This is a genomic window from Streptomyces sp. GbtcB6 (assembly GCF_019091475.1).
Lineage (GTDB): Bacteria > Actinomycetota > Actinomycetes > Streptomycetales > Streptomycetaceae > Streptomyces > Streptomyces hyaluromycini.
Window position 1 is genome coordinate 32,573 of sequence record NZ_JAGXJL010000048.1, and the last position, 26,970, is coordinate 59,542.

At 70.5% G+C, this 26,970-nt stretch carries 25 protein-coding genes, 2 tRNA genes and 1 pseudogene; 10 read left to right on the forward strand and 18 right to left on the reverse strand.

What is annotated here, in order from left to right; translation table 11 throughout:
- Positions 1–30 precede the first annotated feature (30 nt).
- The 3 genes from KVT45_RS44265 to KVT45_RS44275 form a co-directional block, all read right to left on the reverse strand.
- Positions 31–1,848, reverse strand: coding sequence for an ABC transporter family substrate-binding protein (locus tag KVT45_RS44265; RefSeq protein ID WP_217555267.1), 1,818 nt, complete (start codon positions 1,846–1,848; stop codon positions 31–33).
- Positions 1,849–2,105: 257 nt separating this feature from the next.
- Positions 2,106–3,146 (reverse strand): NUDIX hydrolase, encoded by a 1,041-nt coding sequence (locus KVT45_RS44270; protein ID WP_217555269.1) that lies wholly within the window; start codon positions 3,144–3,146, stop codon positions 2,106–2,108.
- A gap of 143 nt (positions 3,147–3,289) precedes the next feature.
- Complete coding sequence (locus KVT45_RS44275) at positions 3,290–3,481, reverse strand: hypothetical protein (protein ID WP_217555271.1); 192 nt, start codon at positions 3,479–3,481, stop codon at positions 3,290–3,292.
- 297 nt (positions 3,482–3,778) lie between these two features.
- Between KVT45_RS44275 and KVT45_RS44280 the strand changes: the two genes are divergently transcribed.
- Positions 3,779–5,794 (forward strand): NPCBM/NEW2 domain-containing protein, encoded by a 2,016-nt coding sequence (locus KVT45_RS44280; RefSeq protein WP_217555273.1) that lies wholly within the window; start codon positions 3,779–3,781, stop codon positions 5,792–5,794.
- Positions 5,795–5,884: 90 nt separating this feature from the next.
- Here the strand turns inward: KVT45_RS44280 and KVT45_RS44285 are convergent, their stop codons facing one another.
- A complete protein-coding gene (locus KVT45_RS44285; protein ID WP_217555274.1) occupies positions 5,885–6,856 on the reverse strand; it encodes an ROK family protein in 972 nt (323 codons plus the stop codon).
- Between the two features lie 213 nt (positions 6,857–7,069).
- Here KVT45_RS44285 and KVT45_RS44290 point away from each other — a divergent pair, with 213 nt between their 5' ends.
- Both KVT45_RS44290 and KVT45_RS44295 read left to right on the forward strand, forming a co-directional pair.
- A complete protein-coding gene (locus tag KVT45_RS44290) occupies positions 7,070–8,155 on the forward strand; it encodes a LacI family DNA-binding transcriptional regulator (protein ID WP_217555311.1) in 1,086 nt (361 codons plus the stop codon).
- 141 nt (positions 8,156–8,296) lie between these two features.
- The gene (locus tag KVT45_RS44295; RefSeq protein WP_217555276.1) at positions 8,297–9,094 is read left to right on the forward strand and encodes a hypothetical protein; all 798 of its coding nucleotides are present in this window, start codon (positions 8,297–8,299) and stop codon (positions 9,092–9,094) included.
- Here the strand turns inward: KVT45_RS44295 and KVT45_RS44300 are convergent.
- Complete coding sequence (locus KVT45_RS44300) at positions 9,040–10,998, reverse strand: serine/threonine-protein kinase (protein WP_217555278.1); 1,959 nt, start codon at positions 10,996–10,998, stop codon at positions 9,040–9,042. The genes KVT45_RS44295 and KVT45_RS44300 overlap by 55 nt on opposite strands.
- A 104-nt stretch (positions 10,999–11,102) precedes the next feature.
- Positions 11,103–12,407, reverse strand: coding sequence for an aldolase/citrate lyase family protein (locus KVT45_RS44305; RefSeq protein ID WP_217555280.1), 1,305 nt, complete (start codon positions 12,405–12,407; stop codon positions 11,103–11,105).
- A 194-nt stretch (positions 12,408–12,601) separates the two neighbouring features.
- Here KVT45_RS44305 and KVT45_RS44310 point away from each other — a divergent pair, with 194 nt between their 5' ends.
- Entirely contained in the window at positions 12,602–13,543 is a 942-nt protein-coding gene (locus KVT45_RS44310; RefSeq protein ID WP_217555282.1) for an endonuclease/exonuclease/phosphatase family protein, read from the forward strand.
- Between the two features lie 75 nt (positions 13,544–13,618).
- On the opposite strand, the gene KVT45_RS44315 is transcribed toward KVT45_RS44310, so the two are convergent.
- From KVT45_RS44315 to KVT45_RS44330, 4 genes are all read right to left on the reverse strand, one after another.
- A complete protein-coding gene (locus tag KVT45_RS44315) occupies positions 13,619–14,581 on the reverse strand; it encodes an electron transfer flavoprotein subunit alpha/FixB family protein (RefSeq protein ID WP_089105868.1) in 963 nt (320 codons plus the stop codon).
- 52 nt (positions 14,582–14,633) lie between these two features.
- Positions 14,634–15,422, reverse strand: coding sequence for an electron transfer flavoprotein subunit beta/FixA family protein (locus KVT45_RS44320; protein WP_217555284.1), 789 nt, complete (start codon positions 15,420–15,422; stop codon positions 14,634–14,636).
- Positions 15,423–15,663: 241 nt separating this feature from the next.
- Positions 15,664–16,173 (reverse strand): flavin reductase family protein, encoded by a 510-nt coding sequence (locus tag KVT45_RS44325; RefSeq protein WP_217555286.1) that lies wholly within the window; start codon positions 16,171–16,173, stop codon positions 15,664–15,666.
- Between the two features lie 208 nt (positions 16,174–16,381).
- Entirely contained in the window at positions 16,382–16,795 is a 414-nt protein-coding gene (locus KVT45_RS44330; protein WP_217555313.1) for a thioredoxin family protein, read from the reverse strand.
- 105 nt (positions 16,796–16,900) lie between these two features.
- Between KVT45_RS44330 and KVT45_RS44335 the strand changes: the two genes are divergently transcribed.
- Together KVT45_RS44335 and KVT45_RS44340 are read left to right on the forward strand one after the other, a co-directional pair.
- Positions 16,901–17,317, forward strand: coding sequence for a DUF4395 domain-containing protein (locus KVT45_RS44335; protein WP_217555288.1), 417 nt, complete (start codon positions 16,901–16,903; stop codon positions 17,315–17,317).
- Between the two features lie 188 nt (positions 17,318–17,505).
- Positions 17,506–18,234, forward strand: a complete 729-nt coding sequence (locus KVT45_RS44340; RefSeq protein ID WP_217555290.1) for a 1-acyl-sn-glycerol-3-phosphate acyltransferase — start codon at positions 17,506–17,508, stop codon at positions 18,232–18,234.
- Positions 18,235–18,263: 29 nt separating this feature from the next.
- Here the strand turns inward: KVT45_RS44340 and KVT45_RS44345 are convergent, their stop codons facing one another.
- The 5 genes from KVT45_RS44345 to KVT45_RS44365 all read right to left on the reverse strand — a co-directional run bounded on the left by KVT45_RS44345 (position 18,264) and on the right by KVT45_RS44365 (position 22,900).
- On the reverse strand, positions 18,264–18,965 hold the full coding sequence (locus KVT45_RS44345) for a B3/4 domain-containing protein (RefSeq protein WP_217555292.1): 702 nt from the start codon (positions 18,963–18,965) through the stop codon (positions 18,264–18,266).
- A gap of 10 nt (positions 18,966–18,975) precedes the next feature.
- On the reverse strand, positions 18,976–19,569 hold the full coding sequence (locus KVT45_RS44350; RefSeq protein ID WP_217555293.1) for a transglutaminase family protein: 594 nt from the start codon (positions 19,567–19,569) through the stop codon (positions 18,976–18,978).
- Between the two features lie 78 nt (positions 19,570–19,647).
- Positions 19,648–20,718 carry a low specificity L-threonine aldolase gene (locus KVT45_RS44355; protein WP_217555295.1) on the reverse strand — a complete coding sequence of 357 codons (1,071 nt, stop codon included), beginning with the start codon at positions 20,716–20,718 and terminating at the stop codon, positions 19,648–19,650.
- Entirely contained in the window at positions 20,715–21,461 is a 747-nt protein-coding gene (locus KVT45_RS44360) for an SDR family NAD(P)-dependent oxidoreductase (protein WP_217555315.1), read from the reverse strand. The genes KVT45_RS44355 and KVT45_RS44360 overlap by 4 nt, the downstream gene beginning before the upstream one ends.
- 41 nt (positions 21,462–21,502) lie before the next feature.
- Positions 21,503–22,900, reverse strand: coding sequence for a DUF6421 family protein (locus tag KVT45_RS44365; RefSeq protein WP_217555297.1), 1,398 nt, complete (start codon positions 22,898–22,900; stop codon positions 21,503–21,505).
- A gap of 412 nt (positions 22,901–23,312) precedes the next feature.
- On the opposite strand from KVT45_RS44365, the gene KVT45_RS44370 reads away from it, so the two are divergent.
- On the forward strand, positions 23,313–23,996 hold the full coding sequence (locus KVT45_RS44370; protein WP_217555299.1) for a glycerophosphodiester phosphodiesterase family protein: 684 nt from the start codon (positions 23,313–23,315) through the stop codon (positions 23,994–23,996).
- A gap of 15 nt (positions 23,997–24,011) precedes the next feature.
- Here KVT45_RS44370 and KVT45_RS44375 read toward each other — a convergent pair whose 3' ends face one another.
- Positions 24,012–24,551, reverse strand: a complete 540-nt coding sequence (locus KVT45_RS44375) for a GNAT family N-acetyltransferase (RefSeq protein ID WP_217555301.1) — start codon at positions 24,549–24,551, stop codon at positions 24,012–24,014.
- A gap of 127 nt (positions 24,552–24,678) precedes the next feature.
- On the opposite strand from KVT45_RS44375, the gene KVT45_RS44380 reads away from it, so the two are divergent.
- Together KVT45_RS44380 and KVT45_RS44385 are read left to right on the forward strand one after the other, a co-directional pair.
- Entirely contained in the window at positions 24,679–25,071 is a 393-nt protein-coding gene (locus KVT45_RS44380) for a VOC family protein (protein ID WP_217555303.1), read from the forward strand.
- A gap of 869 nt (positions 25,072–25,940) precedes the next feature.
- Complete coding sequence (locus KVT45_RS44385) at positions 25,941–26,300, forward strand: hypothetical protein (protein WP_217555305.1); 360 nt, start codon at positions 25,941–25,943, stop codon at positions 26,298–26,300.
- Between the two features lie 51 nt (positions 26,301–26,351).
- Here the strand turns inward: KVT45_RS44385 and KVT45_RS44390 are convergent.
- A tRNA-Pro gene (locus KVT45_RS44390) sits at positions 26,352–26,424 on the reverse strand.
- Positions 26,425–26,673: 249 nt separating this feature from the next.
- A tRNA-Thr gene (locus KVT45_RS44395) sits at positions 26,674–26,747 on the reverse strand.
- Positions 26,748–26,839: 92 nt separating this feature from the next.
- Between KVT45_RS44395 and KVT45_RS44400 the strand changes: the two are divergent.
- Positions 26,840–26,970 (forward strand): annotated as a pseudogene (locus KVT45_RS44400) (IS5/IS1182 family transposase); the annotation flags it as partial.

Below are 26,970 nucleotides of genomic sequence, written 5' to 3' on the forward strand. Positions count from 1 at the left end.
CCGGGATTCGGAACCGACCGGTCGCTGGGGCTACTTCTCGAGACCCCACTCGCCGACGTTGTACGGCGGTCCGGCGATGGTGGAGTTGTTGCGCATGTTGACGAACCGCGTCTGCACCGCGAGGAAGGTCGGCTTCTGGTAGAGCGGCAGCACGTAGGCGTCGCCCGTCACGATCTGGTCGGCCTGGTTGAGCAGCGCGGCGGCCTTGGTCTGGTCCGTCTCACCGATGGCCGTGTTGATCAGGGAGTCGACCCTCTTGTTGCTGTAGCCGCCGAAGTTGCCGCCGCCCCCGGTCGACCAGGTCGACTGGGCGTTGCTGGTCGGGAACGGCGAGGCGACCCAGGCGAAGACGATGATGTCGTACTGGTGGCCGGCCAGGACCGTGCCGAGGTCGGCGGCGCCGATCGGCTTGATCGTGACCTTGATCCCCAGACTGGCGAGGTCGCTCTGGAGGATCTGGCACTCGCTCTGCCGGATCTGGTTGCCGGTGGTGTAACGGCAGTCGAAGGGTCCGACGGCCTTGCCGTCCGGTGTCTTCAGGGCGGTGCCGACTCCGGTGAACTTGGCGTCGGTGAGGTACTTCCTGGCCTTGGCGAGGTCGCCCGAGCCCTGACCGCTCGCGCTGGCCACGTCCTGGTAACCCGCCTCGCCCGGCACGTAGTTGTGGCTGTAGAGCTGCTTCACCGCGGGATCGAACTGGGCGACCGTCTTGGCCAGGATGTCCTTGACGCTGACGGCGGTGAACATCGCCTGCCGGAGGGCCAGGTACTTGCCGATCACGGGGTTGTGCAGGTTGAGGTCGAAGTGCTCCCAGGTGAGTCCGTTGCCGACGGTGTAGGTGACGTTGGGGATGGCCTTCACCTGGTTGACGAGGTCTACCTCGGGCTGCGGGTAGATGCCCTGGACCTCGTTGTTGCGCAGTGCGATCGGCTCCTGGGTGGCGTCCGAGATCACCTTGAAGATCAGCCGTTGCAGGGTGGCCTTCTTGCCCGACCACTTCGGGTCGGGCTCATAGGTGGCGTGGTCGTTGTCGACCCACTCGGTCATCTTGTACGGGCCCGCGGTCGCGTACTTGGTGGGCGGGTTCTTCTGGAAGTACTGCCAGCCCTGGGTCATCTGGGCGGCCGTCATATGGGCCGCGTCGCCCGCCATGGCTCCGGAGATCTTCTCGGCGACATGCGCCGGGTAGAGCGGATAGCCCGCGCCGAACAGTGACTTCCAGTCCGAGTACGGCTTGGACATCACGACGGTGACGGTCTTGCCGTTGTCGGAGCCCGTGACCGACTTGATGCGGTCGTAGCCGGCGGTGCTCTGCGGCAGACAGCCCTTGGTCTGGGTGGAGTCGCCGGCGGGCGGCGGCGGGCAGTCCTTGCCGTCGTTGGTGCGCCAGTAGTAGACGAAGTCGTCGGCGGTGATCGCGGTGCCGTCGTTCCAGGACGCCTTGGGATTGATCTTGTAGACGAGGGTCTGGGGGCTGGTACTCGTCTGGGTCGCCGAGCTCACCAGATCGGTGTTGAGCTTGACGCTGAAGTCCGGCTGCGGGATGAAGACCTGGGGCAGCACGGGGCTCAGCGCTTCGGCGTTCTCGAAGGTGTTCCCGTTGGTGTCCTGTACGTTCCACTGCTGGATGTTCTTCTCGATGACGTAGGTGAACGTGCCGCCGGCCTTGGTGGTGCCGGAGTTGCAGGTGTCTGCCTTGCCCTGGGTGGCGCAGGACGTGAGGCCGGCCGAGGTGCCCTTCCCGCCACTGCCCCCGCCGCCTCCCCCGCTGCTGCAGGCGGCGAGCGCCAGAACGAGCCCGGCGGTCAGTGCGAGTCCCCTTGTGAGGGCCGAAGAGTGCGCGCGCATGTCCCTCCTTCAGCCGGCTGTTGTCCGGCCTGTGCATGGCGGCCAGCGGCCGCGAGGAAGTTGAGCTGCGCACCGACGGTAGAACGTCTGTGTACCTCCTTCACGTTCTTGTTCATACCGGGACGGCGACAATTCACCCTCGTTTTCCCCCAGGAACCTTCCGCCCCGCGCAAAGTCCCCTACACACACCCCGGAAATGCCAAAGTCCCCGCCAACACCGGGCGTGCGGCGGGGACTTGACGATCCATCAGGGAATGTCAACCGACCGGGACGCCGGCCTCCAGATAGAGCGCGGCACCGCGCTCGCGGGCGCGCAGGGCCCAGCGCAGCCGTTCGTAGCGCACCGGCGGAAGCAGCTCGGCGGCCTCCTGCTCGGTGACGAAGCGCCAGTCGCGCAGCTCCGGTCCCGGCAGCACCAGCCGCCCGGCCTCGGCGGAGTCCAGCCGGCCGCCGTCGAAGAGCAGCCGCAGGCCGCCGTAGCGGGGCGGCGCGGGCTGTTCCCAGTCGACGACGAGCAGCCCCGGCAGCTCCTCCAGCCGTATCCCGGTCTCCTCCTCGACCTCCCGCACCCCCGCCCGGGCGGGGGCCTCACCGGGCTCGACGACACCGCCCGGAAACTCCCAGCCGGCCTTGTAGGTGGGGTCCACGAGGAGGACGCGGTTCTGTTCGTCGAAGAGGAGGACGCCTGCGGCGAGGGTTTCGGCGGTGGGTTCAGGGGTTTGTACTATGTCACATACCGCAGCTTCGCCGCTGCCGACCGCCCCCGCGATCCGCACCGCCGCCTCATGGGGACTGAGCGCGCTGGTGTCGACGAGATGGGCGTCGGCGCTGATCCAGGAGGCGAGGGCGGCACGGTAGGGCTCGATGCGGTCGTACGACCACTGCCGGATCCGCATCTCGCCGTCGGGCAGGTCGGGCGGGATCTCCCGCCCGGCTATTCGCTCGCGCAGGATCGTTTCGGCCGGGGTGAGACACAGGTGCCGGACGGCGATCCGGCGGGCGGCGAGGCCGCCGAAGATCTCGTCCCGGTACTCCTGGCGCAGCAGCGTCATCGGAACCACCAGGGTTCCGCCCAGCTCGGCGAGCATCGCGGCCGCCGTGTCGATCACCAGGCGTCGCCAGATCGGCAGATCCTGGAAGTCGCCGACGTCGGCGAGGTGCTTGGCCGGCAGCAGGTGTGTCAGTGCCCCGCCGATGACCTCGGGGTCGAAGAGCGTGCTGTTCGGGATCAGTTCGATGAGTTCACGTGCGGTGGTGGTCTTACCCGCACCGAACGCCCCGTTGACCCAGACGATCACGGACTCCCCCTCTTCTGTTGGCCCCTGTGGCTTGCCCGCTCCACACTGCCACGGAAACCAGCTCCCGTTGAGGGCGCGCAAACGGAGTGCCGGCGTCCCCTGCCTGGAACACCGGCACCGTTGCCCGCTCCCGCTTCGCCGGGCTACTCCTGGTCCAGGAGACTCTGATCGGCCTGGAAACTGTCCTGGCTGACGATGTGGTCGACGTGCTCCAGGGTGCCCGAGACGTTCAGGTCGCCGAGCGGACGTTCGTCGGCCGCGTGGGACGGGGTGATGGCGGCCACGACGAATCCGGTGGCCAGGCTGGCGATGGCGAGCATGCTGCGCTTCTTCATGCCCGGTTCAACTACGCGGACGGCCGGGGGTCACGGGCGTACCCGCGAGGAGAGCAACGGGGCACGTCGGAGCGGAAACCGAGCGGCCGGGCGATCACGACGCCACCACCGTCGGTCGACCAGAACATCGGATGACCCTATTCGTTCCGGTCTGGACCAGGCAGATCTCGAACGACGCGTCGAACCATCATCACCGCTCTCTATCCAACACACTCCGACGGGTTCTAACGTAACCGCACAGAGCGATGACGCGTACATGCCGTCATCGTACCTTTCGCGAGTCGGAGGAACGTAACGATGCGTCACCCTCACACCCGCACGACCCGCCGAAGAGTGGTCGGAGCACTGGCTGCGGCCCTGTTGTGTACGGCGGGCCTCGCCGCACCCGCCGTCGCCGACGCGAAGGCCGCCTCCCCCGCCCTGGCCGACGGTCTCGCGCCGACCCCGCCGATGGGCTTCAACAACTGGAACTCCACGCACTGCGGCGCGGACTTCAACGAGGCGATGGTCAAGGGCATCGCCGACCTCTTCGTGGCGAAGGGCCTCAAGGACGCCGGCTACCAGTACGTCAATCTCGACGACTGCTGGGCCCTGCCCGAACGGGACGCGGACGGCGAGCTGGTCCCCGACCCGGCCCGGTTCCCGGGCGGGATCAAGGCCGTCGCCGACTACGTGCACGCCAAGGGCCTGAAGCTCGGCATCTACACCAGCGCCGGCACCAAGACCTGCAACGACGCAGGCTTCCCGGGCGCCCTCGGCCACGAGTACAGCGACGCTCGGCAGTTCGCCGACTGGGGCGTCGACTACCTCAAGTACGACAACTGCAACAACCAGGGTGTGGCCGCCAAGCAGCGGTACACCACCATGCGCGACGCGCTGAAGGCGACCGGCCGGCCCATCGTCCTCAGCATCTGCGAATGGGGCGAGAACAAGCCCTGGGAGTGGGCCGCCGGGGTCGGCCAACTCTGGCGTACCACCGGGGACATCAGCGACAGCTGGGGCTCGATGGTGTCGATCCTGAAGCAGAACCTGCCGCTCGCGCCGTACGCCGGCCCAGGGCACTGGAACGACCCGGACATGCTGGAGGTCGGCAACGGCGGCATGACCGACACCGAGTACCGCTCGCACTTCTCGATGTGGTCGGTCATGGCCGCCCCGCTGCTCATCGGCACCGACCTGCGCAAGGCCTCCCGGGCGACCTTCGACATCCTGGACAACAAGGAGGTCATCGCCGTCGACCAGGACCCGCTGGGCAAGCAGGGCACGGTGGTCTCCTCGGAGGGCGGGCGCTGGGTCGTCGCCAAGGAGATGACGGACGGCAGCCGCGCGATCGCCCTGTTCAACGAGTCCGGCTCGGCGCAGCGCATCGCGACTTCGGCGACGGCCGTCGGCCTCCCGAAGGCCCCCGCCTACACCCTGCGGGACCTGTGGCAGCACCGGAGCTACAACACCGCGGGCACCGTCTCCGCGATCGTCCCGGCGCACGGCACGGTCCTGGTGCGGGTCGCCGCCGACCGGCACTGGGCGGCCAACCCGCCGGCCGTCGAACTCGGCGCGGACGGGAGCCGGTTCAGCGAGCCGGGCAAGACGTCCGAGCTCAGCACGTCGGTCACCGACCTGGGCCGCACCACGGCCGGGAAGGTCTCCGTGTCGCTCACCGGCCCGGCAGGCTGGACCGTCGGGGCGGCCTCTCCGACGAAGACCCCCACCCTGCCGACCGGCCGTGCCCTGCAGACCAGTTGGCGGGTGACCGCTCCCGCGGGGACGCCGAGGGGATCGTACGACCTGGAACTCAAGGCGAGTTACCGGTCGCCGACCGGAGTGCGCGCGGAGAGCGCGACGACGGTCACGATGGCCGTCGTGGACCCGCCGCCCGCCGGCAGCTCCTACCTCAGTGACCTGCCCTGGCTGTCGGCCGGCAACGGCTGGGGACCGGTGGAGCGCGACACCAGCAACGGGGAGACCGCCGCGGGCGACGGGCATCCGATCACCATCGGCGGGGTGGTCTACGCCAAGGGCCTCGGCACCCATGCCCAGAGCGAGGTCGACTACTACGCCGGGAAGGCGTGCGGGAAGGTCACCGCGGACGTCGGGGTGGACGACGAGGAAGCCGCCAACGGCACCGTCTCGTTCGAGGTCTGGGCGGACGGCACGAAGGTCGCCTCGACCGGCGTGCTGACCACCGACATGCCCGCCCAGCCGCTCACCGCCGACGTGACCGGCGCCGAGGTGATCAGGCTCGTCGTCACCGACGGCGGTGACGGCATCACCTCCGACCACGGGGACTGGGCGGACGCGCGGATCACCTGCTGAGGTCCCACGCGTTCGCCCGCGGCCCGGTCGGACGGTCCTGAACACCGGCCGACCGGGCCTTAACGTTCCTGCGCAGCCCTGCGACCGCCGTCAGCCCCCCGAGGCTCCCGAGACCCCCGCCGCCTCCGTGTCCGGCCTGGCGGCCAGCGCGGCCGCCGCGGCGCCCACCAGGCCCGCGTCCGTGCCCATCTGGGCCGGCACGACCGTCAGCCGCTGGACGAAGGAGAGGGTGGCGTAGTCGGTGAGGGCCTTGCGCAGGGGCGTGAAGAGGATGTCCCCCGCCTTGCCGACACCCCCGCCGATCACCGCGATGTCGATCTCGACCAGGGTCGCGGTGGCCGCGATCCCGGCCGCGAGCGCCTGCGCGGCCCGTTCGAAGGAGGCCACCGCGACCGGGTCGCCGGCCCGGGCCGCGGCCGCCACCGCCGCCGCCGAGGTGTCGCCGTCGGGACCCGGCTGCCAGCCGCCCTCCAGCGCACGCCGGGCGATGTTCGGGCCGCTCGCGATGCGCTCGACACAGCCGCGCGACCCGCACGGGCAGGGATCCCCGTCGAGGTCGACGCTGATGTGGCCGATGTGGCCCGCGTTGCCCGTCGGACCTGGGTGCAGCCTGCCGCCGAGCACGAGGCCGCCGCCGACGCCCGTCGACACCACCATGCACAGCGCGTTGTCGTGGCCGCGGGCCGCGCCCTGCCAGTGTTCGGCGGCCGTGATGGCGACGCCGTCGCCGATCAGCTCGACCGGCAGCCCGCCGGCGGCCGCCCGCACCCGCTCGACGAGCGGATAGTCCCGCCAGCCGGGCACGTTGACCGGGCTCACGGTGCCGGCGGAGGCGTCCACCGGGCCCGCGCTGCCGATCCCGAGCGAGCGGGCACGCCCCCACAGGGGTGAACCGGCGAGTTCGCCGACCACCTCCTCGACGGCCCCCATGACCGTCTCGCCGTCCTGCTGGGCGGGTGTCGCGCGCTGGGCGCGCGCCTGGATCCGTCCGTGGCCGTCCACCAGCGCGCCGGCGATCTTGGTGCCGCCGATGTCGAGGGCCGCCACGAGGTCGGTGTGCATCAGAGTCAGTTCTCCCCGTCAACCATGAGTAGCCGAGTGAAACAACAGGCCGGTCAAGCGGTGGGGGCGCAGGCCGGAGATTGCGGTGGACAGTCTCCCTCGCATCTGACAACGTTGTCCAGGCTCTATGCTCGACGCCACATCCTCATACAAACCCACGAGCCTGTGTATCCCTGATACAAACCCATGAGCCCAGACACAACCCGTGAGCCCATGCATCCCGTGGACGACAGGACAGGACGCCGCATCGTGCCCGAAACCTCCCGCCGCGCAGACCGTCTCCCCGGCTCCCGTTACGGGACCCGGCCGACGATGAAGGACGTGGCGGCGCGGGCCGGTGTGGGCCTCAAGACGGTGTCCCGGGTGGTCAACGGCGAGCCCGGGGTGACCCCGGACACCGAGCGCCGGGTCCAGGAGGCGATCGACGCGCTGGGCTTCCGCCGCAACGACAGCGCGCGGGTGCTGCGCAAGGGCCGCACCGCGAGCATCGGCCTCGTCCTGGAGGACCTCGCGGACCCGTTCTACGGCCCGCTGAGCCGCGCGGTGGAGGAAGTGGCCCGGGCGCACGGGGCGTTGCTCATCAACGGCTCCAGCGCCGAGGACCCGGAGCGGGAGCAGGAGCTGGCGCTGGCGCTGTGCGCGCGGCGGGTGGACGGTCTGGTGGTGATCCCGGCCGGGGACGACCACCGCTATCTGGAGCCGGAGATCAGGGCGGGCGTGGCGACGGTGTTCGTGGACCGTCCGGCCGGGAAGATCGACGCCGACGTCGTGCTGTCCGACAGCTACGGCGGCGCCCGGGACGGGGTCGCCCACCTGATCGCGCACGGCCACCGCCGGATCGGGTTCATCGGCGACATGCCCCGGATCCACACGGCGGCCGAGCGGTTGCGTGGCTACCGGGCGGCTATGGAGGACGCCGGGATAGTCGTCGAGGGGGCGTGGACCTCCCTCGGGGTGACGGACCCGGAGCGGGTGCGCCGGGCCGCCGAGGAGATGCTGTCCGGTCCTGACCCGGTCACCGCGATCTTCGCGGGCAACAACCGTGTCACCGTCACCGTGATCCGCGTCCTCGCCGAACAGGCCCGCCCGGTCGCGCTCGTCGGCTTCGACGACATCGAACTCGCCGATCTGCTGCACCCCGGGCTCACGGTCGTCGCCCAGGACTCGGCCCTGCTCGGCCGCACGGCCGCCGAGCGGCTCTTCCGCCAGCTGGACGGCACCCTCCTGGCGCCGGAGCGGATCGAGCTGCCGACCCGGCTGATCACCCGCGGCTCGGGCGAACTGCCCCCGGCGGACTGAGCCGCGCATGACGGACCGGACGCTCGCGGGAGCCGGCCGCCGGATGAACGGCCCTATGCACGCGGAACCCGGCCGCCTGCCGGCGCTCACGGAACCGAGCCGTACGACGGCCGGCCGCAAGCCCGTCGAACCGAGTCGCACATGACCGGCCGTACCCTCGCCGAGCTGGGCCTCGACGAGGCACCGCGTGACCGGCCGCTGACCTACCCCGGCGTCTGGCCGGCCGACTCCGGACTCCTCGACGGTGACCGGCTGCTGCCGCTCGGCCGTCTGGTGCACGACGGCGACCGGGTACCGGTGCTCGCGGTCGGCTCCAACGCCTCCCCCGCCCAACTCCGGCACAAGATGGCCGAGTTCGGCGTCACCGGGCAGATCCCCATGGTGCGCGCCCGGGTGACCGGCCTCGACGTGGGCGTCTCCGCGCACGTCAGCCGGCTCGGTTATGTGTCGGCGTCCCCGGTCGCATCCCCGTCGGCGGTGCGGGAGTTGTTCGTCCTCTGGCTGGACGGACGGCAGTTGCAGGTGATCGACGCGAGCGAGGGCGTACCGCTGCCGAACGGCAACTTCGACCGGGCCTGGCTGCCCGCCCCGGTCGTACGCGCCGCTCTCGCGGACGGTACGACCCTCCCCGGCGTCCACGCCTACGTCAACCGGCACGGCGTGCTGCACGACGGCACCGGCACGCCCCGCCGCCACCCCGGCGAGCGCGCCCTCCTCACCGAACTCCTCACGGAGTCGGCCGAGTTGAGAGAGCTGTTCGGTGCCACGCCGGAGCAGTTCTGCGCGCGGGCGCGGGCCGACTCCGCGCTGTGCGGGCGGGGCACCCGGCTGTTCGCGGAGCGGAGGTGGGCGGTCGCGTCGGGGCTGGAGCGGTACGTCCGTGCTCAGCAGACGGGAAGTCCGGGGAGCGGCTCGTCGTTGGTGCCGCCCTTGATGTAGACGTCGCTGATGTACACGCCGGTGTTGCCCTTGTCGTCGTCGGTCTCGGCCCACCAGACGTTGGTCCGCTGGCCGTGGGTCTCCCGGCGGCCCAGGTCGACCTGGCAGTAGAAGGAGTGGGCGCCCTGGCGGACCTTGCCGACCTTGACTCCGTCGGCGGTGTAGGACTTGGCGCCGCCGTTCCGGACCAGGCAGGTGTACGTGCCGTCACCCGCGGACCGGCAGACCGGGGCGGGGGTGGTGGGGGCGTCGGCCGTGGCGGTCGCGGGGGCGGTGGCACCCACGCTGCCGGAACCGCCGGAGGGGCTGTGGCCGGCGGTCTGCGCCGAGGACGGTGTGGCGGAGGCCCGTTCGGCCGGGTCCGCCGGATCGCCCCCGGCGGCGTGCGTGGCGCCGGTGGCCGGTACGGCGCCCGTCTCCTCGCCCTGCCCCACGGGATCCGCGTCGGCCGTGCGTCCGGCCCCGGTGCCGCGGACGCTCTCCGAGGCGCCGGCCACGGTCGGGGCGGGCGGCCCCGCGTCCGTCTTCGCCGTCTGTCCTCGGTCGTTGCGCAGGGCGACGGTCAGCCCGGTCGCCGTGAGGACGACGGCGACGGCCACCACGACGAGCGTCCGGACCCGGCGGCGGGTGCGGATCGGCCCGGTGGGGCTCATCGGGCTGTCGGGGGCGCCCGGTCGGGGCGCGGGGGCTAATCTTCGGGCGGCCACGAGACCGGACCCCGGAGTTCCGGCTCCCTGGGCGAGTCCGGCGGCGGGCACCGGGGCGAGCTGCCCGACGGGCTCCGGAGCAGGTCCCTGGGCAGACCCTTGAGCGAGCCCGTGAACCGGTCCCTCCACAGCCCCTTGGACGCGCTCGCGGTCAGCTCCCTGGCCGGCCTCTTGAGCCAACCCGTCGTCCGAAACCTCGCCCGCCCCGTCGTCAGGCCCCTCGTCCAACCCCTTGTCGGCCCCTCCGACGGATCCGCGTCCCGGAGATGCCACCGGCGCACCGGCGTCGGTCCCCGGCCGCGCGGGCTCCCGCAAGGCCGTCGTCGGAGTGTCCCCGACGGGTTCCCGCGCCACGGTCCGCAGCAGTCCGCAGGCCTCCTCGGCGTCCGGGCGGGCGTCGGGCCGCTTGTCCATCAGGCGCCGGAGGACGGGGGCGAGCGGGCCGGCCCTGCGGGGCTCCGGGAGGGGCTCGTCGACGATCGCGGTGAGCGTCGAGAACGTGGACGTCCGGTGGAAGGGCGAGGCGCCCTCCACGGCCGCGTACAGGGCGGCACCGAGTGCCCACACGTCGGAGGCCGGACCGGGAGCGACACCCTTGGCCCGTTCGGGGGCCAGGTAGTCGAGGGAACCGACGAGTTCGCCGCTGCCGGTCAGGTGGGTGGCGGAGCCGTCGCCGGGATCGGCCATGGTGGCGATGCCGAAGTCGGTGAGGACGACCCGGCCCGAGCGGTCGAGGAGGATGTTGCCGGGCTTGACGTCGCGGTGCAGGACGCCGGCCCGGTGGGCCGCGGCCAGGGCGTCCATGACCTCGGCGCCGACGCGGGCGGCCTCCTGCGCCCCGAGCGTGCCGCGCTCGCGCAGCAGGTCGTCCAGGGAGGGGCCGTCGACCAGTTCCATGACGATCAGCGGGCGGCCGTCGACCTCGGCGATGTCGTGCACGACGACCACCCCGCGATGGCGCACCCGGGCGGCGGCCCGCGCCTCGCGCTGCATCCGCAGCCGCAGGTCGGCCAGTTCGGGTCCGGCACTGTCGGTGTAGGCACGCAGTTCCTTGACGGCGACCTCGCGGCCGAGGACCTCGTCGACGGCGCGCCACACCACACCCATACCACCGCGCCCGAGCCGGGCCACCACCCGATACCGCCCTGCCAGCAGGCGACCGGTCCCGTCAGCCTGTCCGTACGAACCCGACACCAAAGCCCCGTTCCTCAAGACACGTCCGTGAATGGCGCACCAGAGTACGGGGAGATGACAGGGTCGGTTCAAGTCGGCTGGAAAAGCTGTGACTTGACCGGTACGCGCTACTTCCCGGAGGCCGTCAGGCCGCCGCGCCGGGGCATCGCGAAGCCCTCCAGACCCGCCCGGGTCAGACCGGTCAGCCGGGCCACCTCGGCGTCGTCGAGGGCGCCGCAGTCGAGGCCGCGCAGCAGGTAACCGCTGAGGGCCTTGGCGGTGGCGGGCTCGTCCATGACGTCGCCGCCGGCGCGGTTGGCGTACCGGGAGAGCCGGGCGGCCGCCTGCTCCAGGCCCTCGCGGTAGAAGGCGAACACGGCCGCGTACCGGGTCGGGAGGTGGCCGGGGTGCATGTCCCAGCCCTGGTAGTAGGCGCGGGCCAGGGCGCGCCGGGTGAGGCCGTAGTGCAGCCGCCAGGCGTCGTGCACCTGGGCCGTCGGTCCGACCGGCAGGACGTTGGTGGAGCCGTCCGACACGCGTACGCCCGTGCCGGCGGCGGCGACCTGCATGATCGCCTTGGCGTGGTCGGCGGCCGGGTGGTCGCTGGCCTGGTAGGCGGCGGAGACCCCGAGGCAGGCGCTGTAGTCGAAGGTGCCGTAGTGCAGTCCGGTGGCACGGCCCTCGGCGGCCTGGATCATCCGGGCGACGGTGGCGGTGCCGTCGGTGGCGAGGATGGACTGGCTGGTCTCGATCTGGATCTCGAACCCGATCCGGCCGGGCTCCAGTCCGTGCGCCTTCTCGAAGGCCTCCAGGAGCCGGACCATCGCGGTGACCTGTTCGGGGTAGGTGACCTTGGGCAGGGTCAGCACAAGGCCGTCGGGCAGGCCACCCGCCTGCATCAGCCCGGTGAGGAAGATGTCGAGGGTGCGGATGCCCCGGTCGCGCACCGCGGCCTCCATGCACTTCATCCGGATGCCCATGTACGGCGCCGCCGTGCCCTCGGCGTACGCCTCGGCGATCAGCCGGGCGGCGCGGGCGGCCGCCTCGTCCTCCTCGGCGTCGGGCCTGGGGCCGTAGCCGTCCTCGAAGTCGACGCGCAGGTCCTCGACGGGTTCCTGCTCCAGCTTGGCGCGGACCCGGGAGTGCACGGGCTCGGCTAGGTCGTCCGGCAGGCCGAGTACGGCGGCGAAGGCGGCGGCGTCGGGGGCGTGTTCGTCGAGGGCGGCGAGGGCCTGGTCGCCCCAGGAGCGGACGGTGCCGGCCGTGAAGGCGTCGCCGGGGACGTACACGGTGTGGACGGGCTGACGGGTCCCCGGATCACCCGGATAGCGGCGCTCCAGTTCGGCGTCGACGGGTGCGAGGGAGGCACTGATCTCCTCGCTGACGGCGCCCGCGAGGCTCGTCGCCACCTTCTCCTGCCGACTCTGGCCCATCCCACACCCTCCTGTTTTCCACTGTACGGAATCAACAATCCGTTGAATGAAGGTATCCGGGCGCCTTCGGGGTGGTCAACACCGTGTCCACCAGGCGACACGCCCCCATCTGGGCATGTTCACGCTCATCACGCACCTGGGTATCACACTGCTCAACGCCCGCCCGTCCGGCTTGTGCCCCCTAAGGAGCCGTCGTGCCGAACCAGCGCCGAGTCACCCGCCGGCTGGGACTGCAGGCCTTACTGGCCGCAGCGGTCACCGTGCCTCTCTCCAGTGCCGCGATCACCACCTCCTCAGCCTCCTCCGCCGCGCGGGTCCGCAGGGTCAGCGCCCTCGCGGCACCGGCCCGGCCGGCGCCCCGCCTCGACGTCATGACCTTCAACCTGCGGTACGCCAGCACCGCCGAACCCAACAGCTGGGCCGACCGCCGCCCGGTGATGGCCGAACTGCTGCGCCGCGCACAGCCCCAGGTCATGGGCACCCAGGAGGGTCTCTACCAGCAGCTGCGCGACATCGACAGCGACCTCGGACCGCACTACGACTGGATCGGCACCGGCCGCGAGGGCGGCAGCCGGGACGAGTCCACCGCCATCTACTACGACATCCGGCGCCTGGCCCCGATCGAGCACTACACCTTCTGGCTCTCCGACACCCCGGAGGTCATCCGCTCCAACACCTGGGGCGCCGCCTTCCCCCGTATCGTCACCTGGGTCCGCTTCCGCGATCTCGCCGACGACGGACGGGAGTTCTACGTCGCCAACACCCACTTCGACCAGAAGAGCCAGTACGCCCGCGAGCGCAGCGCCACGCTCCTGGTGCAGCGGATCGCGGAGTTCGGCCGGACGCTGCCCGTCGTGGTGACCGGCGACTTCAACGCCTACGCCCACAAGAACCCGGCCTACGACACCCTGGTGGGTTCGGGGCTCGTCGACACCTGGGACGCGGCGGAGCACCGTGGCCCGCAGTACGCGACCTTCCACGGCTACCACCGCCTCAAGCCGGACGGCGACCGTATCGACTGGATCCTGACCTCGCCGGGTGTGACCACGCACCGGGCGACGATGGACACCTTTTCGATGCACGGCCAGTTCCCGAGCGACCACCTGCCCGTGCAGGCCACACTGAGCCTGCGCTGAACCGAGCCTGTACCGACAGGACGAGGCCCCCGTGACCGGTGTCGGTCACGGGGGCCTCGGACAGCCCGGCGGCGATCAGCCCTTGCGGGCCTTGACCTCCTCGGTCAGCTGCGGGACGACGTCGAAGAGGTCGCCGACCACACCGAAGTCGACCAGCTCGAAGATCGGGGCCTCGGCGTCCTTGTTGACGGCCACGATGGTCTTCGAGGTCTGCATGCCCGCGCGGTGCTGGATCGCACCGGAGATGCCGTTGGCGATGTACAGCTGCGGGGACACGCTCTTGCCGGTCTGGCCCACCTGGTTGGTGTGCGGGTACCAGCCGGCGTCGACGGCGGCACGCGAGGCACCGACAGCGGCACCGAGGGAGTCGGCGAGGGCCTCGATGATCGCGAAGTTCTCGGCGCCGTTGACGCCGCGGCCGCCGGAGACCACGATCGCGGCCTCGGTCAGCTCCGGACGCCCGGTCGACTCACGCGCGGTACGGCCGGTCACCTTGGTGCCGGTCGCCGCAGCCGAGAAGGTCACCGCGAGGGCCTCGACCGCACCGGCGGCCGGGGCGGCCTCGACGGCGGCGCTGTTGGGCTTGACCGTGATGACCGGGGTGCCCTTGGCGACACGGGACTTGGTGGTGAAGGACGCGGCGAACACCGACTGGGTGGCCACGGGGCCCTCGTCGCCGGCCTCCAGGTCGACGGCGTCGGTGATGATGCCCGAGCCGATGCGCAGCGCGAGGCGGGCGGCGATCTCCTTGCCCTCGGCGGAGGAGGGGACCAGGACGGCGGCCGGGGAGACGGCCTCGACGGCGGCCTGCAGGGCGTCGACCTTCGGGACGACGAGGTAGTCGGCGTACTCGGACGCGTCGTGGGTGAGGACCTTCACCGCACCGTGCTCGGCCAGCGCGGCGGCGGTGTCGGCGGCGCCGTTGCCCAGCGCCACGGCGACGGGCTCGCCGATGCGGCGGGCCAGGGTCAGCAGCTCCAGGGTGGGCTTGCGGACGGCACCGTCCACGTGGTCGACGTAGACGAGGACTTCAGCCATGGGAATGCTCTCCTGCTTGCGAAAGTTGAGGGGCGGTCAGCGGCTGCGGGGCTCAGATGAACTTCTGGCCCGCGAGGAACTCGGCGAGCTGCTTGCCGCCCTCGCCCTCGTCCTTGACGATCGTGCCTGCCGTGCGGGCCGGACGCGCGGTGGCGTTCTCGACCGCGGTCCAGGCACCCTCCAGGCCGACCTCCTCCGCCTCGATGTCGAGGTCGGACAGGTCCCAGGACTGAACCGGCTTCTTCTTGGCGGCCATGATGCCCTTGAAGGACGGGTAGCGCGCCTCGCCCGACTGGTCGGTCACCGACACGACGGCCGGGAGGGAGGCCTCCAGCTGCTCGCTGGCGGCGTCGCCGTCGCGACGGCCCTTGACCGTGCCGTCCTCGACGGAGACCTCGGAGAGCAGGGTGACCTGCGGGACGCCCAGCCGCTCGGCCAGCAGGGCGGGCACGATGCCGGCGGTGCCGTCGGTGGAGGCCATGCCGGAGACCACCAGGTCGAAGCCGGCCTTCTCGATCGCCTTGGCCAGCACCAGAGAGGTGCCGATGGCGTCGGTGCCGTGCAGGTCGTCGTCCTCGACGTGGATCGCCTTGTCCGCACCCATCGACAGCGCCTTGCGCAGCGCGTCCTTGGCGTCCTCCGGACCCACCGTCAGAACGGTGACCTCGACATCGTCGTCCGAGTTCTCCGAGATCTGCAGCGCCTGTTCGACCGCGTACTCGTCGAGCTCGGAGAGCAGACCGTCCACGTCGTCACGGTCGACGGTCAGGTCATCGGCGAAGTGCCGGTCGCCAGTGGCGTCGGGCACGTACTTCACAGTGACAACGATCCTCAGGCTCACGCCGGCTCTCCTACTGCATCGTCTCTTCTGGGCTGCCTCTTGCAGGCAGCATAGGCGCCTCAAGCGGCTCATCCCGGTCGGGGCGGCCGCGCGCTCCGAACGAAATATTACTCACCAGTACAGCCAGTTCATTCCCGCTAAGCAAGCGCTTTGAACTGTGACCTTCGCAACGCAGCGTAACCGGAACTCGACGCGTTCGCAGAACGAGGGGCGTGTGATCCGTGGAACCAGGGCCGTGTGATCAGTCCCGCAGACCGTTGAAGCCGCCCTGGTGGTACAGGAGCGGCCGGCCCGCGCGGGAGGGATCGCCGACGAGCACCTCGGCCAGCACGATGCGGTGGTCACCGGCCGGCACACGCGCGACGACCCGGCACACCAGCCACACCAGTACGTCGTCGAGGACCGGGACGCCCGCATGACCGTCGTGCCAGTCGGTGGGCGCACCGAACCGGTCGGCGCCACTGCGCGCGAAGGTGGCCGCGAGCTCCGCCTGGTGCTCGCCGAGGATGTGGACGCCTATGTGCTCGGCGGTGGATATCGCGGGCCAGCTGGAGGCACCCGTGCCGACACCGAAGGAGAGCATCGGGGGCTCGGCGGAGACCGAGGTGAGGGAGGTGGCGGTGAAGCCGACCGGGCCGTCGGCGCCGCGCGCGGTGATCACCGCCACACCGGCCGCGTGCCGCCGGAAGGCGGAGCGGAGCAGGTCGGGCGAGGCGAGCTGAGGAGTGCCGAGGTCGGGCGTGGCCGTCATGGAGTTGTCCTTCTGCGAGGGGCGGCGTTCGGGTCCGTGGCTGCTCAGCAGCCCGGACAGCGCGCGCTCGCGGTGCGGGCCAGGTCCACGTGGACCCGCCCGTAGAGAAGGAGTTCCTGAGGCATACGGTCAGGCTGACGATAGGTGGTGCGCCCAGTCAAGTACGTTCCGGTATATGGGAGGTGCCTCACCGTCATCGGCATGTCCGTCAGACCGCCTCTCCCAGCGCCGCGATGACGTCCGCCTTGCGGGGCTGTCCGGTGGCCCGGCGCACCACCCGGCCGTCCGCGTCGAGCACCAGCACGGTGGGGGTCTTGAGAATCTCCAGGTCGCGTACGAGGTCCAGGCGGGCCTCCGCGTCGATCTCGACGTGGGTGACGCCGGGGACCATCCCGGCGACCTCGCCCAGCACCCGCCGGGTGGCCCGGCAGGGGGCGCAGAAGGCGCTGGAGAACTGCACCAGCGTGGCCCGTTCGCCCAGTTCGCCGCCGAGTTCGGCCGCCCCGAGCCGCTTGCCGTCGTCCCGCCCGCGCACCCGTACCCTCCCGCTCCGCCGCCTGTGCAGCACTCCGTAGACACTCGCCGCCGCGAGCACCGCCGCGCACACCACCAGTCCGGTCATCACCGGACAAGGATCCACGAGGCCGCCCATCACCCGGAAAAGCGTTCACGAGACTGCAAAGATTCCCGGCTCCCCTACCGGCCCGCGGGGCGGAATCCTTGGTTCATGGACATCGACGCACGTGGGCCGCGGTTCGCGGCGGCCGTGACGACGGTCGTACTGGCCGCCGCACTGATCACCCAGAACCCCTGGATCCTCGCCCTGCAGACGCTGGCGTTCGCACTCGGCGCGGCCGGGGGCGTGACCCGGTCACCGTACGGCTGGGTGTTCCGGACGGCCGTACGACCGCGGCTCGGCCCGCCGACGGAGTTCGAGTCGCCGGAGCCCCCGCGGTTCGCACAGGCGGTGGGACTGGTCTTCGCGGGGCTCGGTCTGGTCGGATTCACGCTGGGGCCCGCCTGGTTGGGCCTCGCGGCGACCGGGGCCGCGCTCGCCGCGGCCTTCCTCAATGCGGCATTCGGGTACTGCCTGGGCTGCGAGATGTTCCTGCTCATCCGGCGGTTGACGGCGCGCCCGGAGTAAAGGCGGGTTAAAAGCGCGAGGTGGATCAAGGGAAGAACGTGACGAGAATCTCGCCGCGCCCGGGCACCAGGGCTGGCTCCCCGTCCGTTCTTCGGGCACGATCTGCGAGACGCCGTAAACCTACGGCTGCGTAACTTTCCCGCCGGGAGCCCCTTTCCCAGGCAGAGCAGAAAGGGTCCGTCCCGCCCATGGCAGAGCTGGTCTACCGTCCCGTCATCGGTTTCGCCAAGACGCTGTTCAAGGTCTGGGACCTCAAGATCGACTGCCAGGGTTCGGAGAACATCCCGCGCTCGGGCGGCGCCGTGCTGGTGAGCAATCACATCAGCTACCTGGACTTCGTCTTCGACGGCCTGGCGGCCCTGCCGCAGAAGCGCCTGGTGCGGTTCATGGCGAAGGAGTCGGTGTTCCGGCACCGGATCTCCGGCCCGCTGATGCGCGGGATGAAGCACATCCCGGTGGACCGCAAGCAGGGTGAGGCCGCCTACCAGCACGCGCTGGACTCGCTGAAGTCCGGTGAGATCGTGGGTGTCTTCCCGGAGGCCACGATCTCCCAGTCCTTCACGCTGAAGAGCTTCAAGTCGGGTGCCGCGCGCCTCGCCCAGGAGGCCGGCGTCCCGCTCGTCCCGATGGCGCTGTGGGGCACCCAGCGCATCTGGACCAAGGGCCAGCCGCGCAACTTCAAGCGGAACCACCTGCCCGTCACCATCCGGGTCGGCGAGCCGGTCGAGGCGCCCCGGGACCAGTACGCGGGCGCCATCACCCGCCGGCTGCGCGAGCGCGTCCAGGAGCTCCTCGACGCCGCCCAGCGCGCCTACCCCGCCCGCCCGAAGGACGCGACCGACACCTGGTGGCTCCCGGCCCACCTGGGCGGCACGGCCCCCACGTTGGACCAGCTGAAGGCCGCCGAGGCGATCTGAGCCTCGGCCCCGAGCCGAGGCCCCGAGCCTCAGCCCGCCGACTCCGGCGCGCGCACCTCGATGCGGGCGCCCGGGCTGAACTTCTCCAGCAGTTCGGCGAGTTCGGTGCCCGCCGACGCCACCTCCGGCACCGGCATGGGGGTGAGGCTCTCCAGCAGGAAGACGGCCGAGGTCGTGCGTTCGGTGAGGCGGGTGCGGGGACCCTGGCGCCAGTTCCAGCGACGGCAGGTGACACCGGCGTCGTCGCACCACACGACCTCGCCGGCGTCGGGGTGCTCGACGGCCTCCTCGCCCCCGGCCACGGTCACGAAGTCCTCCTCCCCCGTGGCACGTACGAGGCGCATCCCGCCCTGGATCAGGTCGAGGTCCTCGCCGCCGACCGGGATCAGGTGGGCCACGCTGATCGCGTTGTAGAGGTCGACGAGCAGGTTGATGCGGGGCAGGCCGCCGTCCGCGAGGGCCCGCTTGGCCAGCGCCTCGGCCGAGTTGCGGGTGCGGGACGGCTTGGAGCCGAAGGCCGTGTAGGCCGCCCGCCAGGCCACCATGTGCGGGTCCTCGTGCGGAGCGCGCCCGTCGAGGCGTCCGGCCAGACGGCGGGCCGCGTCGTCGAGGAGCGCCGAACTCGCCTCGGTGCTGGGCCCGTTGACCAGGCCGTGGGCCTCGATCACGAGGTGCGTGAAGCCGGGCGCGAGGGCGCGTACCTCGTCGGACACGGTGAGTGTGAGAGTCATCTGCCTTGCCTCAGAGTGCGGTGGGGAGCGTCTTCCAGAGGTACGGGCGGTCGGGCGCCGCTTTGAGCACGCCGAGCACGACCGGGTGGGGTTCAGCGTACAGGACCGGATAGTCCATCTCATTGGACCGAGGGTCGGGGACCCAGGCCAGCCGCTCGCCGTCGAGGGAGAACCGGGCGGCCACGCCCGGCTTGTTGCCGCGCGGGTCCTGCCGGTGCCAGGCGCCGTGGAAGCGGACGGCGATCAGGCCGTGCACGACATGGCCGTGACCGTCGTCGTCCGCCAGCCGCTGGTAGCACAGGGCCGCGGGGATGTCCTCGGCCCGCAGCAGGGCGGCCAGGGCGTGGGCCTTGGCGTGGCAGATGCCGGTGCCCTGCTCCAGCACGTCCGAGGCGCGCCAGGTCACGCGCATGTCGCCGGAGTCCTGGGAGTGCGGGATGGCGTCCCGCACGAATTCATAAGCGGCCCGCGCATAGGCATACGAGTCCTCGACCCCCGCCACCAGTCGGGCAGCGACCTCCCGGACCACGGGATGGTGATGGTCGATGGCCTCGTCAGCGGCCAAGTAGGCGGACAGGTCGGCGGTGTTCTGGATCAGCTCCATGCCCGCAGAGCATAGGAATGCGATCACCCGAGCGTCAATGACTTTTCAGGTGACCGCATACCTATGCATCACGCGGAGTCAGCGCGCCATCTCCTCCTTGAGCGCCGCCACAAAGGCGTCCACGTCCTCCTCGGTCGTGTCGAAAGCGCACATCCAGCGCACGTCCCCGGCCGCCTCGTCCCAGAAGTAGAACCGGAAGCGCTTCTGCAGGCGCAGGCTCACGTCGTGCGGGAGCCTGGCGAAGACGCCGTTGGCCTGCACCGGGTGGAGGATCTCCACGCCGTCCACGGCCCGGACGCCCTCGGCGAGCCGCTGGGCCATCTCGTTGGCGTGCCGGGCGTTGCGCAGCCACAGGTCCCTGGCGAGCAGGGCCTCCAGCTGCACGGACACGAAGCGCATCTTCGAGGCGAGCTGCATGGACAGCTTGCGCAGGTGCTTCATGTGGCTGACGGCGTCCTGGTTGATCACCACGACCGCCTCGCCGAACACGGCGCCGTTCTTGGTGCCGCCCAGGGAGAGGATGTCGACGCCGACGGCGTTGGTGAAGGTGCGCATCGGGACGTCCAGGGAGGCCGCCGCGTTGGCTATCCGGGAGCCGTCCAGGTGCACCTTCATGCCGTGCGCGTGGGCGTGCTCGCAGATCGCGCGGATCTCGTCCGGCGTGTAGAGGGTGCCCAGCTCGGTGCTCTGGGTGATCGACACCACCTGCGGCATCGCACGGTGCTCGTCGTCCCAGCCGTACGCCTGCCGGTCGATGAGCTCCGGGGTGAGCTTGCCGTCGGGGGTGGGCACGGTGAGCAGCTTGAGCCCGCCCATGCGCTCGGGGGCGCCGCCCTCGTCGACGTTGATGTGCGCGCTCTCGGCGCAGATCACCGCGCCCCAGCGGTCGGTGACCGCCTGGAGCGCGACGACGTTGGCGCCGGTGCCGTTGAAGACCGGGAAGGCCTCCGCCGTGCCCCCGAAGTGGCTGCGGACGATCCGCTGGAGGTTCTCGGTGTACTCGTCCTCGCCGTACGCCACCTGATGGCCGCCGTTGGCAAGGGCCAGCGCGGCCAGTACCTCGGGGTGGGCTCCGGCGTAGTTGTCACTGGCGAAACCGCGGACCTGCGGGTCGTGGTGGCGACGCGCGTCGGTCTTGGGAGGGTTCACGGCTTCTCGGTCAGCCACAGACGGTTTCCGTTCACTTCGGCGGCGGGCTTGTGCCAGACGCCCTCGATGGCCTCGGCCAGGTCCTTGACGTCGGTGAAGCCCGCGAACTTCGCGTTGGGCCGCTCGGCGCGCATCGCGTCGTGCACCAACGCCTTCACCACCAGGATGGCAGCGGCGGAGGTCGGGCCCTCGGGGCCCCCGGCCTTGCGGAAGTAGTCGGCCAGGGCGAGCGTCCATGCCTCGGCGGCGGCCTTGCCCGCGGCGTACGCGGCGTTGCCCGCGGTGGGCCTGCTCGCGGCGGAGGCGCTGATCAGGACGTACCGGCCGCGCTCGCTGCGCTGCAGCGCCTCATGGAAGGCGAGGGAGGTGTGCTGCACCGTCTTGACGAGCAGCAGCTCCAGGAAGTCCCAGTCGTCCAGGCTGGTCTTGGTGAAGGTCTCGCTGCCCCGCCAGCCACCGACGAGGTGCACGAGACCGTCGACGCGGCCGAAGTCCTTCTCGACGTGGGTGGCCCAGTCCCGGGTGGACTGGAGGTCGAGCAGATCCACCGTGTCACCCGTGACGGTCGCGCCGCCGGAGGCGTAGCGGGCCGCGTCCACGGCCTCCGACAGGCGCTGCGGATCGTTGTCCGCCCCGACGACGGTCGCGCCGGCCTCGGCCAGCCGCATCAGCGTCGCACGCCCTGCGGGTCCGCCCGCGCCCGCCACCGCGATCACCGAACCGCTGAGAGCCCCGTTGCCCACCATGTCGTTCCCCTCTTGAGCCGTGTTCCGGTGCCGGTCGCTCACGCGGCGACCGGCTCGGCGCTGTCCGCCGTGATGCCCTTGGTCTCGGCGATCACGTTCTTCAGTCTCTTGGACAGGGCCTCGTAGAACATGCTCAACGGAAACTCGTCCGGAAGCACGTCGTCCACGAGTTTGCGCGGCGGCAGGGTCAGGTCCAGGGCGTCGGGACCCTTGGCCCACTTGGAGCCGGGGTGCGGGGCGAGGTAGGTGGCGACCAGCTCGTACCCGGCGAACCAGTGGACGAGCTTCGGGCGGTCGATGCCGTCCTTGTACAGCTTCTCGATCTCGGCGCACAGCTGGTTGGTGACCTGCGGGGCGCGCTCCCAGTCGATGGCGAGCTTGTTGTCGGTCCAGCGGACCACGTCGTGCTTGTGCAGGTAGGCGAAGAGCAGCTGGCCGCCGAGCCCGTCGTAGTTGCGGACCCGGTCGCCGGTGACCGGGAACCGGAACATGCGGTCGAAGAGCACCGCGTACTGCACGTCACGGGCCTGCGGGACGCCGTCGGCCGCCAGCTTCACGGCCTCCTTGAAGGCGGTGAGGTCGCAGCGCAGCTCCTCCAGGCCGTACATCCAGAACGGCTGGCGCTGCTTGATCATGAACGGGTCGAAGGGCAGGTCGCCGTGGCTGTGGGTGCGGTCGTGGACCATGTCCCACAGCACGAAGGCCTCCTCGCAGCGCTTCTGGTCGTGGACCATGGCGGCGATGTCCGCGGGCAGGTTCAGGCCGAGGATGCCGACGGCCGCGTCGGTGACCCGGCGGAAGCGGGCGGCTTCGCGGTCACAGAAGATGCCGCCCCAGGAGAATCGTTCCGGCGCCTCGCGTACGGCGATGGTCTCCGGGAAGAGGACGGCGGAGTTGGTGTCGTACCCGGCCGTGAAGTCCTCGAACTTGATGCCGCAGAACAGCGGGTTGTCGTAGCGGGTGCGCTCCAGCTCGGCCAGCCAGTCCGGCCAGACCATCCGCAGCACGACCGCCTCCAGGTTGCGGTCCGGGTTGCCGTTCTGCGTGTACATCGGGAAGACGACCAGGTGCTGGAGGCCGTCCGCGCGGCCCGCGGCGGGCTGGAAGGCCAGCAGGGAGTCGAGGAAGTCGGGCACCTGGAAGCCGCCGTCGGCCCAGCGCCGCAGGTCCGCCGCGAGCGCGCGGTGGTAGGCGGCGTCGTGCGGGAGCAGCGGGGACAGCTCTTCCACGGCCTCGACGACACGCCGTACGGCCGCCTCGGCGTCGGCCCGCGCGGGCGCGTCCTCGGCCTCGAAGTCGATCGCCCCGTCCTTCGACTGCCATGGCCGGATCCGCTCCACGGAATCCTTGAGCACGGGCCACGCCGGGTGCTCGACCACCCTGGTCACGGGAGGAACCTGCTCCTCCGAACCCACCTGCACAAGAATTTCCGTCATGACCCATCCTCCACGGGAGAAGCTTCCGTAAGGACACCGTATGCATACAGGGTTTCTCCCAGCAAGGGGGTACTCGGGAAATTATCCTGCAGCACCCCTTCTTCACCGCGCTTTTTCCTGTGTGAAACCGTGAAGACGCTCACATTCACTACGGCCGGTGACGAGGCGTCAGCTCCCGGGGACCGCATGGATCCAGCCGGTCAATGCGCGGCGGGACGCGCCCACCACCGGGTGACCGCCGACCGGGGCGCGGGCCAGGTATCGCACACCCGGCGCGCCAATCCCCCCGTGTACGTACGGGTTCATCGCGACGGGCGGCCATTAGGCTGCGCCCAGCCGCGTGGACAGCGACGTCCGTCGTACGGTTCGCGCGCCTGCCCCACCGCCGCCGTCGACGGAAGCGAGTTGAATCTTGAACTTCCTTACCATCGGTCACCGCGGAGTCATGGGCGTCGAGCCCGAGAACACCCTCCGTTCCTTCGTCGCCGCCCAGCAGGCCGGCCTCGACCTGATCGAACTCGATCTCCACCTCAGCAAGGACGGCGCCCTGGTCGTCATGCACGACGCGGAGGTGGACCGCACGACCGACGGCACCGGCCCGATCGCCGAGAAGACCCTGGAGGAGCTGCGCGCACTCGACGCCGGCCGGGGCGAGCGGGTGCCGGTGTTCGAGGAGGTCCTGGACTCGGTGCGGAGCCCGTTGCAGGCCGAGATCAAGGACGTGGCAGCGGCCCGGGCGCTGGCCGAGGTCATGCAGCGTCGGGACCTGGTGTCCCGGGTGGAGGTCTCCTCGTTCCACGACGAGGCGGTCGCCGAGATCGCCCGGCTGGTGCCGGGGGTGCGCACCGCGCTGATCGCCAGCCGCTACGGCACCGACGTGGTGGAGCGGGCCCGGGAGGCGGGGGCGGCGACCCTCTGCCTGAACATCCGGCGGCTGACCCTGGAGGTCGTCGAGCACGCCCGCAAGGCGGCCCTGCGGGTGATCGGCTGGGTGGTGAACACCCAGGACGATCTGCGGCTGGTGCGCGCGCTGCAGCTGGACGGCGCGACGACCGACTACCCGGAGATCAAGCGCACCGCCCGCTTCACCGCGTGAACGCCGGCCCGCACCTCACACCAGCGGCTTGACCAGCAGCTCGAACTGCAGGTCGTCCCGCTGCGGAATGCCGAAGCGCTCCTCGCCGTACGGGAACGGCGTCATCTTTCCCGTACGGCGGTAGCCGCGCCGCTCGTACCAGGCGATCAGGTCGTCGCGCACCGAGATCACCGTCATGTGCATCTCCGTGACGCCCCAGTCCTCGCTCGCCTGACGCTCGGCCTCGGCGATGACGACCTTGCCGAGGCCGCCGCCCTGGAGGGCGGGGCTCACCGCGAACATGCCGAAGTAGGCGTGGTCACCACGGTGTTCGAGCTGGCAGCAGGCGACGACCGCGCCGTCCCGCTCGACGACGAGCAGTTTGCCGTCCGACCGCTTGATCACCTCGAGAACGCCCTCCGGGTCGGTCCGCTGCCCCTCCAGGATGTCCGCCTCGGTGGTCCAGCCGACCCGGCTGTCGTCGCCCCGGTAGGCCGACTCGATCAACGCGACCAGGACGTCCACGTCGGCGCCGGTGGCGTCGCGGAAGGTCAGTCCGGTGGCGGTGTTCTCCATGGGCGGGTTCTCCGATCTCAAGCACGACTGAGCCGGGCACGACCCTATCCCCGCGGCCCGGCTCCGCTTCCCGGCTCCCGGCGCCCCGCCCGTCCCGATGCGGCCTCTGCCGCTACGCTCCGGTTGCATGGTGCATGTACTGAGCAGCCGTACGCTGATCCACCCCGCCGACCCCGAGCGGTCCCGCGCCTTCTATGGCGAGCAGCTCGGCCTCGCCGTCTACCGCGAGTTCGGTGAGGGTCCCGAGCGCGGCACGGTCTACTTCCTCGGTGGCGGGTTCCTGGAGGTCTCCGGGCGGTCGGACACCCCGGCCCAGCCGGCCGTGCAACTGTGGCTCCAGGTCGCGGACGTCGCGGCAGCGTACGACGAGCTGGCGGCGAAGGGCGTCGAGATCGTGCGCCCGCCCGTGAAGGAGCCCTGGGGCCTGGTCGAGATGTGGATCGCCGATCCGGACGGATGGAAAATTGTTATCGTGGAGGTCCCCGAAGATCACCCCATGCGATACCGACCCGGCATTTGACCTGCAGAAACGAAGATGCCCCCACCCGCACGGTGAGGGCATAGCTTGGGTCACGTCGCCTCCGCTCTGACGCACGTTCAACGGCTAGTCCACCATGCGACCCCCGTTCCGGTGGCTGTGGTTACCAGCGTGATGAGCCACGCAGGCACTCGATGAATGACTAAGTACAGCCCGCCACAGCGGAGTTCGATCTGCGGGCTCTGCTCGTTGCCGTCAGCTTTGCGGGTCATGCCATCAGTGAACCAGCGCCCCCCGTAAGCACGTCACGTGCCGTATGTGTACAAAACCGGGGGTGCAACTTTGACTGTTTGCACGTCGAAGCTGTAAGGAAACGAGAAAGCCCCGCTCACCGGACCAGGCAGGAAGCGGTGAGCGGGGCCCATACCGCCCCGGGCAGTCTCTCGGGGAGACTCCTCCGACGGGCGGCGCCTCGTCCTCCAGAGAGGCGCTGACCAAAAGGGAGGACGAGAAGCGTTGGCCGGACACCTCCCCTGCCCTACGGCGGAGGCAGGGGAGGCCTTCCGGACGCTGCACAGCCACGAAGGCCGACCAACCGTGCAGCAGACCCCTGTGGCTCCGTGTGGCTAGGGGAGGCCACCGATCCATGGGGGGTGCGCTATGCGCAGGTACGTTCGTCGGGCCGGTGTGCTGGCCGCTGCTCTGCTGTGTGCGGCAGTGCTGGCAGGGTGCTCGCCAGGTGGGGGCAGTAGTGACGCCAGTGCGACGCCAGTAGCACGCCAGGAGACGGCACAGAAGCCGTCCAGTGCGGCCTCCTCGCGGCCCCCGTACCGGTTCTGAGCGTCGGCCAGACGGGCTCGTACGCCGTTGGCGAGACCGGCGATTCGGGCGCCTTCAAGGCGACGTCGACGATGTCCGTCACGGTCGTCAGCGCGAAGTACGTGACGCCGGCGAAGGCCGGAACGGCCAACAAGCCGCAGGGGCAATACGTCGAGCTGACGCTCACGATGAAGGACACATGCAGGGCGCCGGCACGCGTGATGACGTACGGCAACCTCAAGCGGGAGGACTCGTCGACGGCCGCGCAGGACGTCACGACGCTCGAAGGCGTCGGTACGGGCGCGAGCCTGGATGCGGAGTACAAGCCGGGCCAGTCGGTGACTGGGGAGCTCGTCCTCGACGTCGCCCGGAAGGGCGGAGTCGTGAGCTACACCTACACCGAAGACCCGGACGCGGAGGCCGTGTTCAAGGTGAAGCTGCCTACTGCGTAACGTCGTGTAGCCCCGTCCCCGGGAATCTCTCCTCCCAGGGCGGGGCTGTTGTCGGGACGGGAGGATTCGGACCTCCGACTCCCCGCTCCCAAAGCGGGTGCTCTGACCGCTGAACTACGTCCCGAACGACGTGCACTCGCACGCCAGTTAATAGATATTCGCTCTGGTGCCACCTCCGGTTGATCGGGGGGACGGGCCGGGCCTCCTGCCGCCGCGCGGTTGCGTGGCCGGACCCGGATTCCCCCAGAGAGGAGGTGGAGAGGTGGAGATTTTGGCCTTCACACTGGCGATGGTGCTTCTGCTCGTCGTAGCAGTTCGCAACTAGCCCGCCATGGGCGGCATGCTCGCGAAGCATGCCGCCCACACTCGCCAGAGCCCCCGGCGCGAGTCGAACGCGCGACTTCCGTCTTACGAGGACGGCGCTCTGGCCAACTGAGCTACGGAGGCATGGTGCGGCGCCGTGGAATCGAACCACGCTAGTCACGATTGACGAGGGCTTTAGACCGTGTCCTACGTGGTGAGGCGGGCGTTGACTCGGTATGGGGCGGGGAACGTGGAGTTGGATCGTGCCGGACGGGCTGTGGAAGATCGCGAAGCCGCTGATCCCACCGGCAAGGGTGCGGCCGCAGGGCGGCGGAACGCAGGACACGCCTGATGAGACGCTGTTCGC